The organism is Gordonia sesuvii (assembly GCF_036350415.1).
Lineage (GTDB): Bacteria > Actinomycetota > Actinomycetes > Mycobacteriales > Mycobacteriaceae > Gordonia > Gordonia sesuvii.
This window is the reverse complement of sequence record NZ_JAZDUF010000001.1, coordinates 1,415,462-1,428,551: the sequence shown is the minus strand read 5'-3', so window position 1 is coordinate 1,428,551 and position 13,090 is coordinate 1,415,462. Positions and strand designations below refer to the sequence as shown.

Annotated in this window: 8 protein-coding genes and 1 pseudogene; 3 read left to right on the top strand and 6 right to left on the bottom strand. The window is 70.9% G+C overall.

Features of this window, described 5'->3' with window-relative positions; genetic code table 11:
• Positions 1-136 precede the first annotated feature (136 nt).
• Positions 137-1,387 (top strand): glycosyltransferase family 4 protein, encoded by a 1,251-nt coding sequence (locus VZC37_RS06530; protein WP_330431582.1) that lies wholly within the window; start codon positions 137-139, stop codon positions 1,385-1,387.
• Here VZC37_RS06530 and VZC37_RS06525 read toward each other — a convergent pair.
• Positions 1,314-3,113 carry an MmpA family trehalose lipid delivery protein gene (locus tag VZC37_RS06525; protein WP_330431581.1) on the bottom strand — a complete coding sequence of 600 codons (1,800 nt, stop codon included), beginning with the start codon at positions 3,111-3,113 and terminating at the stop codon, positions 1,314-1,316. The genes VZC37_RS06530 and VZC37_RS06525 overlap by 74 nt on opposite strands.
• Before the next feature lie 21 nt (positions 3,114-3,134).
• Positions 3,135-4,061 carry an HpcH/HpaI aldolase/citrate lyase family protein gene (locus VZC37_RS06520; protein ID WP_330431732.1) on the bottom strand — a complete coding sequence of 309 codons (927 nt, stop codon included), beginning with the start codon at positions 4,059-4,061 and terminating at the stop codon, positions 3,135-3,137.
• A 206-nt stretch (positions 4,062-4,267) separates the two neighbouring features.
• Here VZC37_RS06520 and VZC37_RS06515 point away from each other — a divergent pair, with 206 nt between their 5' ends.
• Positions 4,268-5,443, top strand: coding sequence for a polysaccharide biosynthesis protein (locus VZC37_RS06515; protein ID WP_330431731.1), 1,176 nt, complete (start codon positions 4,268-4,270; stop codon positions 5,441-5,443).
• On the opposite strand, the gene pgfA is transcribed toward VZC37_RS06515, so the two are convergent.
• Positions 5,370-6,578 (bottom strand): cell envelope lipid trafficking protein PgfA, encoded by a 1,209-nt coding sequence (pgfA, locus tag VZC37_RS06510; protein WP_330431580.1) that lies wholly within the window; start codon positions 6,576-6,578, stop codon positions 5,370-5,372. The two genes, VZC37_RS06515 and pgfA, sit on opposite strands and share 74 nt — an antisense overlap.
• A 58-nt stretch (positions 6,579-6,636) precedes the next feature.
• On the opposite strand from pgfA, the gene VZC37_RS06505 reads away from it, so the two are divergent.
• The gene (locus VZC37_RS06505; protein ID WP_330431730.1) at positions 6,637-7,932 is read left to right on the top strand and encodes an acyltransferase family protein; all 1,296 of its coding nucleotides are present in this window, start codon (positions 6,637-6,639) and stop codon (positions 7,930-7,932) included.
• A gap of 917 nt (positions 7,933-8,849) precedes the next feature.
• On the opposite strand, the pseudogene VZC37_RS24685 reads toward VZC37_RS06505, so the two are convergent.
• From VZC37_RS24685 to VZC37_RS06490, 3 genes and pseudogenes are all read right to left on the bottom strand, one after another.
• A pseudogene (locus tag VZC37_RS24685) lies at positions 8,850-12,020 on the bottom strand (alpha-(1->3)-arabinofuranosyltransferase); the annotation flags it as partial.
• A gap of 164 nt (positions 12,021-12,184) precedes the next feature.
• The gene (locus VZC37_RS06495; RefSeq protein ID WP_330431579.1) at positions 12,185-12,385 is read right to left on the bottom strand and encodes a DUF2613 domain-containing protein; all 201 of its coding nucleotides are present in this window, start codon (positions 12,383-12,385) and stop codon (positions 12,185-12,187) included.
• A gap of 63 nt (positions 12,386-12,448) precedes the next feature.
• On the bottom strand, positions 12,449-12,796 hold the full coding sequence (locus tag VZC37_RS06490) for a hypothetical protein (protein ID WP_330431578.1): 348 nt from the start codon (positions 12,794-12,796) through the stop codon (positions 12,449-12,451).
• Positions 12,797-13,090 lie beyond the last annotated feature (294 nt).

Here is a 13,090-nt window from a genome sequence, read left to right as displayed (position 1 = left end):
TATCGGCTACAGTGTAGCCGCAACGGAGTTCTCAGCCGTAGCTCAGCAAAGGCCCTCAGGTCGGACGTGGTGTGGAGGGGATGCCGCGTACGACCTCGAGGGCTTTTGTGCGTCCTGATCGCCTACTCTGGTCGCAATGTCCGAACCGACCCACGTCCTGCTGCTCTGCTGGCGCGACACCACGCACCCGCAAGGCGGCGGCAGCGAGCGCTACCTGGAACGGGTGGGCGCCGAACTCGTCGATCGCGGCATGCGGGTCACCCTCCTCACCGCGGGCCACGACGGCGCACGGGCAGAGGAGGAGCGTGACGGCATCCGCATCCTCCGGGCCGGCGGACGGTTGTCGGTCTACCCTCGAGCACTCGCGACGATCGTCGCCGGCCGATGGGGGCGGGGCCGGTTGTCGACGATGCCGGACGTCGTCGTCGACACGCAGAACGGCATCCCGTTCTTCGCCGCCGCGGTGTCGCACGCCCCGACCGTCGTGCTGGTGCACCACTGCCACCGCGAGCAGTGGCCGGTCGCCGGTCGTCTACTCGGCCGACTCGGCTGGTTCCTGGAATCGCGTGTGTCCCCGCGGGTCCACCGCCGCAACCACTACGTGACCGTGTCCGGGCCGTCGGCGGACGAACTCGTCGCGCTCGGGGTCGCCCGCGAACGGATCTCGGTGATCCGCAACGGCATCGACCCGATCCCGACCCCTGCCACCACCGCTGGTCGAGTAGCCGCGAACGGTTCCCTTACTGCTGGTCGAGTAGCCGCGAACGAAGTGAGTGGCGTATCGAGACCTCGCTCGAACCCCAACCCGCACCCCCGCCTCTGCGTCCTCTCCCGCCTCGTCCCGCACAAGCAGGTCGAGGACGCGCTTGCCGTGGTCGCCGACCTCCGCCACGCCCGCCCCGACATCCACCTCGACGTCATCGGCGACGGGTGGTGGTCCGACGAACTACGCAGCACCGCAACACAACTCGGGGTCGACGAATTCGTCACCTTTCACGGCCACGTCGACGAGGCCCGCAAGCACGAGCTCCTCGCGCAGGCCGACATCCACCTCATGCCGTCCCGCAAGGAGGGTTGGGGTCTGGCAGTGGTGGAGGCGGCGCAACACCGTGTCCCGACGATCGGCTACCGAAGCGCGGTCGGTCTGGCGGAATCGATCGACGACGGCGAGACCGGACTGCTGGTGGACGGCGTCGCCGAATTGATCAGTGCCACACGCAAGCTCATCGACGATCCGGATGAGTCGGTCCGGCTGGGACGTAACGCGCAGGGCAAGGCCGCCGGGTACTCGTGGTCGGCGACGGCGGACGGATTCATCGACGTGTTCGACGACGTGCGCCGACGAGCGCGACAGCCACGGCGATCGATGTCGTCATCGCCCAGATGACGTGCGTGCCGATCACCGCCACACGTGCGGCCGTCGATGCGTCGACGTCGGCGATCGGGCCGGGCACCCGGTAGAGCAGCAGATCCGCCCCGTCGAACACCATTTCGGCCTCACGTGCCAGTGCTTCGGGAGGCGCGCCGTTCTCGACGACCACCCACCCCACGCCCAGATCGGCCAGCGCTCGCGCCGAACCTCCGTCGGCCAGCACCGTGTCGACGGCCGCGCCGCGTCCGGACGCCTCGTCCACGACCGCCGAATCGACCACGAGTGACCCGGAACCGGTGACCGGGGCCCGCACCATACGTGGCAGCGGATCCAGCGACGGCACATCGGCGAACGTGTACTGACGCACCGTGCCGGTCGGCCAGACCGCAACGGCACCATGGTCGGCGGAGATCCGGGTGGCGACGGCGGCCCAGTCGGGCGGGTAAGTGATGGGTGCGATCTTTCCGCCGACGCCCCAGGCGAGGTCCGGGAGCGGCGCCACGATCAGCAGGATCGCCGCGGCCAGTGCGAATCCCGACGGAACCCACCGCCGCGCGGCGGCCACCGCGGCCGCCGAGGCGACCGCGACGAACGGCACCATCAGCGCGAGGAACTTCTGGGTGTCGCGGAACAAGCCCAGTCCCGGCAGCTGCGCGGCCGCGTCCGACAGCATCTGCGCGACAGGCCCGATCGCCGCCACCGACACCGCGACGGCGGTCACCGCCGCCAGCGCAGCCAGTGCCGTGACGGCGCACGTGTCCCGGCCCCGATGACGCCACAGCCACACGGAGCCGGTCACGACGACCACCAACAGCAACGCAGTCGCCACCGCCGCCCACCAGATGGTCCGGCTGGCGGGTACGGCGTCGGCGTTCCAGATCCCGCCGAGTCCCAGGACGGTGCCGACCGTTCCCAGCCCGGGTTCCGCGCGCACCCCGAACACGGTGAACCCGCCGGAACCCGAAGTGACGGCGGCACTCCCGACCGCTGTGGCCACCAGCCACGGCAGCGCGGCGACCAGCCACGCCACCCAGACGAGCACGACGGCGAGCCACCGGCGGGCGAGGATCATGCCGACACCCGGCAGGGTCACCATCAGCAGCGCCGACAGCACCGACCCGGTCGGCGTGAAGCCGGCGACTCCGAGCGCGGCCACCAGCTGCGCCCACGGCACCCACCGGCCGTTCTCGCGCGTCCACCGACCATCCGCACGCGCAGCGTCACGCGCGGGGACACGATCGGCGCGCGTGAACCCGGAGTGACCCGCGGATCGACCGTCGCCACCCAGGATCGTCACCGCCGCGACGGCCACCCAGGAGAGCGCCGCGTAGGACACCAGCAGACTCCAGTGGCCTTGTAGGAGTCGTTCGGCCACATAGGGATTCCAGATCGCGACCACGGCGGCGACCACCGCGCCGGTTCGTCCGGCCGCGCCGACGAGCCGGTGCGCGAGCAGACCGTACCCGACGCCGGCGAACACCAGTGCTGCGAACGTGATCGCGACGACCACCGCGCCGCCATCGATCACCCCCGACAGCAGCGCAATCGCCCAGTCCTGCGGAACCGCCCGTGGCGCACCGTCTCCGATGCCCAGCGTCGTGTCGGTGACATGGCTACGCGGTGTCGACACCGCGTCCCGGTACAGCAGGTGACCGGGACGCAGCAGCGGCGCCATGATCAGGGCCGCCAGACCCGCGCCGACGGCGAAGAGCATCGGCAGCAGGTGGCGGGGCGCTGTCATGGGTCCGACGCGGGAAACCGGTCAGTAGTGGTAGGTGTCCGACGGGGCGGGTGAATGCACCGAGTCGTCGTCGTAGTCCGACACCTCGATCCCGTACGCCCGTGCCAGATCGAGGATCTTGGTCGCGCGGGCGATCCGCGGCAGATCCGAACCGTTGCGGATCTCACCGCCGTCGCGTTCGAACTCGGCGAAGAACTCCTTTGCCCAGCTGATCTCATCCTGCGACGGCGACAGCCCTTCGTTGACCGGATGGCACTGCTCGGGGGTGAGACAGATCTTCCCGGTCATGCCGAACTCCGCGCTCACCGCGGTCGCCTCGGACAGCTTCAGGGCGCTCGACCCCACGGTTGGCCCGTCGATCGCGCTGGGTAGGTGAGCCGCCTTGGCGGCGATGGTGAATCTCGACCGCGCGTAGGCGAGGGTGGCCGGGTTGTCGCCGAACCCGGTGTCGCGACGGAAGTCGCCGATGCCGAAGGCGAGCCGGAAGGTGCTCTTCGCCGAGGCGATCTCGCTGATCCGTTCGAGCCCGCGGGCGGTTTCCACCAGCGCGACGATCGGGACGTCGGGGAGCCGTTTGGCGGTCTCGGTGACGTGGTCGACGGATTCCACCATCGCCAGCATCACCCCGCCGACGGACGTGCTCGCCAACGCGTCGAGATCGTCGGCCCACCACGGGGTCCCGAAACCGTTGACCCGGACCCAGTCCGAATGACCGGCGTTCATCCAGTCCACCACGTGCCGGCGGGCGTCCAGTTTGTCCTTCGGCGCCACGGCATCCTCGATGTCGAGGACGACGATGTCGGCACGGGATCGGTGGGCCGCCTCGAAGCGGCCGGCCTGCGTTGCGTTGACCAGCAGCCAACTACGCGCCAGCACCGGGTCGATGCGGAAACCGAGCGGATCGGATTCGGCGCCGGCGGCGTCCTGGGTCGGGTTCTGGTCGTACATCTCCGGCGTTCTCACTCCTGCGGCGGCGAGCGGGGTCGTCACCATCGTTGCCTATCCCGTGTGCGGCGTGCAAAACGCCCCGTCTCCCCGGAGTCGTGGCCGCGACGTGCACACTTGACCCCATGGCCGGGCCGGACAACCGCGTTGCGCGATGGAGCGGACGTGGCGGTGTCCTCGGCGCCCTCGGCTGGGTGGCGGCCGGATCGATGGTCGCGAACGCGTGCTCGTATGCGATCCACCTGACCGCGAGCCGGTGGTGGCTCGACACCGCCGGGTACAGCGAACTGGCGGTCGGGCTGTCGGCGATGCTGGTGCTGACCGTGGCGGCGCTGGCGTTGCAGGCCGTCGTGGCCCGAGCCGTGGTGCGGCGGGCCGATCCCGACCGGATTCGGCGGGTGAGCGTGCAGACGACCTTGCTGGTGTGTCTGCTCGTGGTGGTCGCGACCGCACCCACCGCCTGGGTCACGTCGATGGGCGTCGACACCACCGCGGCCGCTCTCGTGGCCGCCCCGTTGCTCACGGTGATCGGTGCGGGTCAGGGAGTGTTGCAGGGGCACAGTCACTTTCGGCTGCTGGGTTGGGTGCTGGCGGCGGTGGGTGTGCTGCGCACCGTGCCGGTGATCGGTGCGCTCGCGCTGGGTGCGGGTCCGGCCGGTGCGTTGCTGGCCGGTGCGGGCGGGGCGGCAGCCGGGGCGCTGGTGGTGCTGGCGGCGGTCCGGACGGCCGGGCACACCCGATCGTCTGCTCCCGCCGCACCCGGCGGCGCCGGCCTCGACCTGCTCGCCGTGGCGCGCGCCTCCGGGGTGCAACTGGTGCTGGTGGTCGCGGCCTCGATCGACCTGTTGCTGTCGCGGACGGTCCTCACACCGGAGGACGCGGGGATCTATGCACTCGGCGCGATCGCGACCAAGGTGGCGTTCTGGCTCCCGCAGGCCGTGGGTGTCGTCTTCTATCCCGGACTCGCCGATCCCGCCACCTCACGTCGATCGCTGGTGGCGGCGGTCGGTGTCGTCGCGGCGATCGGGGCGATCCTCACCCTCGGCGCCGGTCTGGCCGGACCACTCGTCCCGGTCCTGGTGCGACCCGACTACGAACCGCTCGTCCCCATCCTGTGGCTGTACGCCTACACCGGCGCGATGCTCGCGATCCTGCAGGTGGCCCTGCTGTCAGCGATCGCCCGGTCGGCGACCGCGGTGTCGGTGGTGACCTGGGTCGTCGTCGCCGTCGAGGTGGCGGTGATCGTGACCGTGGTCGACGGCATCATCGCGCTGGCATCCACCGCCGCGATCGCCGCGACCGTCGCGGCGGTCACGACGACGGTGCTGGGTCTTCGTCGGGCTCGGACCCGCGACGACGCCGTCGCGGCCGCCACCCCGGACTGAGGAACATCAGGCCGACGGCGATAACGGCGACACCGGCCACGGCGGCGACGATCGGGACGACCCGCCCCCACACGGTCACCGGAGTGGCCAACGAGGTGGCCCGTTCGCTCATCCGCTCCTGCGTCGCGTCATCGAAGCCGAACGTCGCCGACAGCGCGGTGAGCCGTTGGTCGGGCAGATCGGGATCGATGAAGCGGTAGGTCTGCTCGACGGTGATCTGCTGGTCGACGATGGTTCCGGTGGCGAGGTCGACGGCGATCTCGGTGCGGCCGGTGTGATGCAGGGTGGCGGTCAGATCACGGGCGGGATCGACACCGGGCACGCCGAACCACACGGCGGGCCGGGTGATGGCGGTGGGCGGGTTGCTCTGGGCGGCGCCGGTGATCTGGTGCAGATCCGTGTCCGGGATGTCGGCGACGAACCGCGTCACGTCACGGCCGTGCACGGTGGTGTCACCGGCCGGGCGCAGCGGCACCGCGCGTCGGGTCGTGACGTCGAACCACGTGTGCTCGGTATCCGCCACATCGAACGGCAGCAGATAGGTGTAGCCGGCGCGGTCGGGGACCCGGATCGGCGCGGCCGTGGCGGCGTACTGGATCTCGGAGCTGCCCGGCGCCCCGCCCGAGGGTCCGAGGTCGGGCAGCGCGGAGGTGCGGTCGAGGGTGATCCGGTCACGCACCGCGGTGATCGTCGGGTCCGTGCACGCCGAGTCGCCGGGCGCGGGCTCCACGTCGCTGCCGGGCCGCGGTGCCTGCGGATCGACCTCGCGGCCGTCCACGGTGATGTGGTCGGCCTGGATCGACGTGCCGGCCTGCAACGTCACGCGTTCGGCGTCGGAGGGTTGCACGGCGACGAACCGCTGCTGGCGCACCAGTTCGGCGTCGACAACACGTGCGGTCGGCGTCGCCAATGAACACCGGTCGAACACCCGCGCCGGCGGGTCGTCGGCCGAACCGCCGGTGCCGGAGCTGACCGCGGTGGTCGTCACGTCGGTGCTCAGCGGGATCGTACGCAGTCCGTCGACGAACACGGTGGGCAGCGCGATGGCCGCTGCCAGCAGGAATCCACCCACGAACAGCAGCACCGGCCCGATCAGATCTCTGGTCTGCAAGCGGCTCGGTCCGGGCGTGGGCATGAGGGCGAGCGTACTGACCATGGCCGCACGGACCGCACGACTACCCTGGTTGACCAGCATGACCAGTACCGAACCCGCCCCCGAAGCCGCCGGCGTGACACCCGCCCCCGAGATGCGTCGATTCTTCGGCCAGCTCGAGGGGATGCGTGCGCTCGCCGCGATCGGCGTGTTGACCACCCACGTCGCGTTCCAGACGCGGGCGGTCGAGCTCCCGCTCATCGGGCCGGTGCTGGGCCGCCTCGACCTCGCGGTGGCGTTGTTCTTCGCGCTGTCCGGCTTCCTGCTGTGGCGACCATGGGTGGCCGCCGCGCACCGCACCACCCCGCGGCCGTCGGTCCGCCGATATCTCGCGCATCGCGTGGTCCGGATCTGGCCGGCCTACATCGTCGTGGTGTTCGTGGTCCTCACGGTGCTGCCCGACGCCAAGGGCGCCGACCTCACCGTGTGGCTGGCCAATCTCACGCTCACCCAGGTGTTCGTGCCGTTGTCGCTGACCGCGGGTCTCACCCAGATGTGGAGTCTGTCGGTCGAGGTCGCGTTCTATGCGCTGCTGCCGGTCCTCGGGTTCGCCATGCTGCGGCTACGTGCCGGCGCCGACGACGACGGTCGCGTCCGGTGGCGCATCCCGGCACTGCTCGGGCTCGGGGCGCTGAGCCTCGGCTGGGCGTGGCTCGCCATCGTGCTACCGGTCGCGGCCGGCGTGGAGCCGAAGAACTGGGTGTTCGGTCACCTGCCGTGGTTTCTCGCCGGGCTGGTCCTCGCAGAGATGGTCGGCGCGATCGAACTCGACACCCATCGGCCGGTCGCACCGTGGATTCGCGTCGCGGCCCGAATCGGGTCACGCCGCTGGGTGATGGCCGGTGCCCTCGTCGTCGCCTACGTGCTGGCATGTACGCCGCTCGCCGGTCCGACCGGGCTCGGGGATCTGGCGCCGTGGCAGTTCGCCGTCAAGATGGTCCTCGGCGCGATCTGCGGGTTCGCGCTGCTGGCTCCGCTCGTCCTGGGCGCCGGTCCGTTCCGGCTGTTGTGCTCGCGCGTGATGCTGGCCCTCGGCCGCTGGTCCTACGGCATCTTCATCTGGCATCTCGCGGTGCTGGCCGCCGTCTTCCCGCTGTTCGGCATCGTGCCGTTCAACGGCAACTTCCTCCTCGTCTGGACCATCACCGTGCTGCTGACCATCGGCGTGTCCGCGGCGAGCTACGCGTTCGTCGAGGAACCCGCCCGGCGCTGGCTACGGACCCGGGAGAGGGCACGCGCCGCACGGTCCCGCAGCCACCGACGAGCGGAACCCGACTCGTCTCCCCACAGCGTCGACCACACGGTCAGCGACACGGCGATCAGCGCCGGCAACTGAACCCACCACTCGAATCCGTTGTAGCCGCTCGACGCGTGCCACGGCCCGCTCGCCAGCCCGAGCGTCGCGAGCATCATCGCGACGAAGGCGCCGACCACGATGGCTCTCGGCCGCAGCCACAACGCGATCCCGCCGAGAACCACCGACACCGCCAGACCCCACCACCCGGTGAGCAGCCAGGCCGCACCCAGCCACGAGACAGCCGCGCCTGCGGTGACCCAGCCGCGGGGTGCCGACGGACCTGCCTCGTCGTCGGCCTCGGCGGGCCCGGTCGTCGCGTCGCGCCGCGGCCACCACGCGAGCAGCAGCAGTACCGCGACGAGCGCCAAGCCGACGCCGAGCGACCAGCGGTACAGCGAGTCGAACCGGAAGGTGAGCGTGACGGTTCCGGCGGTGTCGGCGGGCACGACCCATCCCTGCTGCCAGCCGTTCATCACCACCGGTTCGAGCTCCCGGCCGTCGAGGGACGCCTCCCACCCCGGATTCGTGCTCTCCGGGACGACGAGAATCCGCTGGTCCGACGACGCGTCCACCGGCACCCGCCGATGCGTCTCCTCCCAGGCGGTGACCTCGGCGGAGACGGGCGTGCTCATCGGTGCGGGGTCGGCGCCGGCCACCGGTAGGGAAACCGAGTCCACACTGAACGCGTCACCGGGATTGACCGACAGTTCCTGCTCGCCGGCCGGAAGGGGCACCCCTCCCGGCGCACACGGTCGGGCGATGACCGGTCGGGCGGCGCGCAGGTCACCGGCCGTGGTGCGTACCGACAGTCCGATCACCTGGCCGGACACGGTCATGCCGATGCCGGCGTCGCACCCGATCTCCACCACCCGGTCGTCGTCGGGCAGCGGTGTCGGTCCGGGCAGGATCTCGACCTCGCTGATGCCGGTCGGGGCCGGACGCGCGAACCCGAGGCTGTTCACATCGATGAGGTCGGCGTCCTCGGTGACCGCAAACCGGATGCGGTCGGTGACCGCCGGCTCGAGGTCGACGACGCCGTCGCGTCCGACGTCGCGTGCCTGGGTGCCGGTACCGAGGTCGACCGTCACCCGCTGCGGCGCCGCCGGGTAGCGATCCGGGACGACGAGACGCAGGCGTTCGACGCGTTGCGGTTCGGGCAGCCGGATGATCAGCTCCGCGTCCCTGCCGTCCTCGTCCCGGCCGTCCTCGTCCGCGCTCTCCTCGGTCCCGCTCCCGTCGTCGCTGTTCTCGTCGCGGCGCGTATCGGGTTCCGGGGCGGTCCACGTCGTGCTCGGGTTTCCGTCCACGGCGGCTCCGGCATTACCGCGCGGATCGTCGACCGCGGCCGGTCCGTCGGCGATCACCTGACCCGGGGTGTGCAGCAACGCCCGCAAGCCGTCGCCGGGTTCCGGTCGCAACACCACCGTGGGGTCCACCGCCACCGGGCCGGGCACCGACAGCGCGCGCGTGAAGATTCCCGGTGTCTCCGGCGGCAGGCCGAGGCCCGGTGCGCAGCGAATGGCCGCGCCGTCGGCGACACATGCGGCGCGTCCGGCGAGTTCCTGGGTCAGCAGCCACCCGGATACCGGTGTCCCGGCGGGCAGCTCGGGCAGCGTCACCCGATGGCGGATGCTCAGTGGGGTGCGGGTGGCCAGATCGGCGACCGAGATGTCGCCGAGCGCGAACTGGTTACCGGACGTGCCGTCGGACGTGCGGATCGCCCGGATCTGAATCCACCGTGTCGGTCCGCTCGGCGCGGTCACGGTGACCGGTCGACCGGGTTCCACGTTTTCGGCCACCGAGCTGCCGGATTCGGTGCTGACGAGGACGGCCGACACGTCGGCGCCGAGTGCCGGTGCGGTGGTGAGGGTGACCGCGAGATCCGAACGGGGCTCGGTGAAGTCGAGCCGCAGCCACTTGCCGACGGCCGACTCGAGGCCGCTCGACACCCACGCGGTGTCCGGGTCGCCGTCGAATGCGGCGGCCGACGAGTTCGCCGGTGACGTCTGCCCCAACTGGGTTGCGTCCGAGGCAGATCCGGAGGTGGTCACCCGGACCTCGCCGGGCCGGTTGTCCAGCAGCCACTCGCCGCGCACCAGTGGTTGATCCTCGACGGGATAGTCCGCCACCGCGTTCTGGGTCCGACGCGGATCGCCGTCGGCCCGGATCGCCGAGCTGTGGTCGTCGACGCGGCCGAAATCGGTCTCACGGTCGGTCGGGGTGTCGGTGACCAGGACCCCGCTGCCGGGGCCGAGACCGGCGCGCCGGGCGTCGGATTCCAGGATTGCCGGACCCATCGGCGGCGCGTCGGTCCGCGCGCGTTGCTCCTGGATGGCGGCGAGCGCCTCCGGACCACCGGCCACCCGCGGGGTGTCGGCGGCGTCCACGAGAACCGGCCCGGTGCCGGGGAATCCGGTCGCCGACCGGACCGCGTAGATCTGGATGGCCGGCATCGGTGGTCGTAACCCGTTGTCGCGCACCACACCCGGAACGCTTCCGGGGCCGACGTCGGGACCGAATGTCGCGACCCGCTCCAGCCCGGGTGACGTGTCGAGTGCCTGTTGGGCCAGCAGCGGTCGGGCCGAACGCGACGTGTCGGGGTCGAGGTCGGCGCGCAGCACCACGTGGCCGACGCCCTGCTGCGCGAGGGTCGCGGCGAGGCCGGGGGATCCGCGGCCGTCGGCGATCGCGCGCTGGACGGAGTCGAGGACGCGGATCGCGCCCGGCGGGGTCAGCGGGATGGCGTCGCGGACCGCCCACGGGTCGTCGGCGAGGGGCTGCAGCGGTTCGTCCCGGGTCAGTCCCCACAGCTGGTCGGCGAACGGCGCCCCGGGCACCACCAGCGCGCGTGTGGGTGCGGTCGATCCGGGCGGGCTGCTGTGCGCCGAGAGCCACTGCGCGGTGTCACGCCAATGGTCGGGGATGTCGCGGTAGGCGCCGGCAGGCGCGAGCTGCCCGGTCCACATCAGCGAACCAGCGCCGATCGCGGCGACCATCACCACGATCGCCGCCGCCACCGGTCGGGACCGCTGCGGATGGGCGAACGCCGACGAGGTGTCGCGCCAGGGTGCGCTGCCGGGCAGCGGGACGCGGGCGAGCAGGTGCGCGACGCCGAGCACGAGCGGGATGCGGACGAACGGCTCGAACTTGTGGATGTTGCGCAGGAATGCGCCGTCGCCGTCGAGGAACACCCGTACCGGCTCCGCGATGGGCGATCCGAGTTCGCCCGCGAACCCGACGCACATCAGCAGCAGACCGACCGACAGTACGGTCACCAGTCGTCCCCGAGACGGCATGTGCCGCATGCACAGTCCGGCGAGCCCGGCTGCCGCGAGCACCCCGGTCGCGAGGACCGCCGCAGGCTGGGTCACCAGCACCGCACCGGCCACCCGCTCCGGGGAGACGAACGGCGTCCAGGAACTCGTCCCGCGCAACACCTCGGTGAGCGAGGTCCATTCGGTGGTGACCCGCGACGACTCGATGAAGTCGAGGAACGGGGGACTCACCCGCGACAGGATGAGCAGCGGGATCACCCACCAGGCACACGCCATGGTCAGGCCGAGTGCCCACCATCCGCCGAACCGCCACCACCGTCGGGCCGGCACCGACGACACGAACGGGGCGTGCAGCAGCCACCACAGCACCGCGACACCGAGGGCGGCGAGGGTGGCGACGGCATTCACGGCGCCCATCAGCGCGACCGCGGCCGCGGACTGCAGGGCGGGACGCCACAGCGGGCCGTCGGTGCGGTCGAGGACCCGGATGAGTGGCACCAGCACCCACGGCGCCAGCACCATCGGCAACGTCTCCGACGAGATCGACCCGATCGTGGTCAGTACCCGCGGACTCAGGACGAAGACGACACCGGCGAGAATCCGAGAACCCCGCGAACCGATCCGCATCGCCTCCGCGAGCCGCACGATGCCGACGAAACCGACCACGAGCAGCAACGCCCACCACAGTCGTTGCACCACCCACGGCGGCAGGTGCAGCAGATCGCCGACGGCGAAGAAGCCGCCGTGGGGGAAGAAGTAGCCGTAGGCCTGGTTCTGCACCTGGCCGAGCGGGGCGTTCGGCGTCCACAGGTGAGCGGCGCGAGCGAGGAAGCCGACCGGGTCGGCGGTCAGATCGAGTTTGGTGTCGGCCGAGATCCGGCCGGGGGACTGTAGGAACGAGACGACCAGGGCGACGAGGGTCGCGATGGCGACGCCGCGGCGCGACAGCGTTCCGTCCTGCTGGGATGTGTCCGGCGACGCCGGTGTGTGCGCCGTCAGGACCGACCGCCCGAAGGTCAGTTGTCGGACCCGGTATCGCCGCGCGTGCCGTAGTCGACCGACCCCTGCACGAACCCGCTGTCGGGGCTCACGCTGTTCACGTCCGTCGACGGGCTCGTCTCGGTGGACAGGAATCCACCGAGGAACACGGCCCCGAGACCCACCAGGATGCCGGCGACTCCGGCCACGGCTCCGGCGACGAGGCGGTTGTTGGTCATGGCGACGAAACTACCATCGACCGGGGGCGCGGTCGTCGAGCGCAGTCGGTATCCAGCTCAGAGTCACGGCGTCTGCCGGCGAAGAGCGATCCGCTGGGCCAGATGTGCCTTGTGATCCGCGATGATCCGTTGACGGACCGCCGGTGGCATGTTCCAGCCATGAGCTTTGTGCCAGTCGTCAAAGGCCTCGTCCAGCGTTTCGTAGGTCCCGCGGTCGCGCGCTTCCTGTTCCTGCTCCTCAGGGGTCAAGTGCGGGTTTCCGCTACGCGTTGGTGGATTCGGAGATCCTGTGCGCGCCCGCCGCGCAAGTACCTTCTCGACCGCCGGGATCAGCTTGCTGTTCTCCGACTTGGGCGTCTTGAGCGCGCGCAGGATCTCATCCGGTAGTTGCTCTCGGTAATTGGCGCTCAATTGGGAGTCCTCAGGCGCGATCGGGTGACGGCCAGCCGGGTGTCGGGGACTGGGGTGGGAGGGGTTGCTCGAGGGTGATGTCGTCTTCATGGCGCTGGTCGGGTGGGACGGGGTTGTTCTGGGGTTGGTCGCACGCGATGATCTCTTCGTCGCTCGCGCCATTGAACGGATTCGGGTAGGTCTCTGTGATTCTCCAGCCGCCGAAGACGTCGGTCACCGGGTAGCGCGCCGGACCCTGGCCTGAGGAGGTTCGGAACTCAGCTGGGTCTGCTGGTGGTTGCCATTCCACCGCGA

Coding starts and splice junctions, on each gene's coding strand:
- VZC37_RS06515 (WP_330431731.1), top strand. CDS start 4,268: ATGGTCGCGAACGCGTGCTCGTATGCGATCCACCTGACCGCGAGCCGG.
- VZC37_RS06520 (WP_330431732.1), bottom strand. CDS start 4,061: ATGTACGACCAGAACCCGACCCAGGACGCCGCCGGCGCCGAATCCGAT.
- pgfA (WP_330431580.1), bottom strand. CDS start 6,578: ATGCCCACGCCCGGACCGAGCCGCTTGCAGACCAGAGATCTGATCGGG.
- VZC37_RS06530 (WP_330431582.1), top strand. CDS start 137: ATGTCCGAACCGACCCACGTCCTGCTGCTCTGCTGGCGCGACACCACG.
- VZC37_RS06525 (WP_330431581.1), bottom strand. CDS start 3,113: ATGACAGCGCCCCGCCACCTGCTGCCGATGCTCTTCGCCGTCGGCGCG.
- VZC37_RS06505 (WP_330431730.1), top strand. CDS start 6,637: ATGACCAGTACCGAACCCGCCCCCGAAGCCGCCGGCGTGACACCCGCC.
- VZC37_RS06495 (WP_330431579.1), bottom strand. CDS start 12,385: ATGACCAACAACCGCCTCGTCGCCGGAGCCGTGGCCGGAGTCGCCGGC.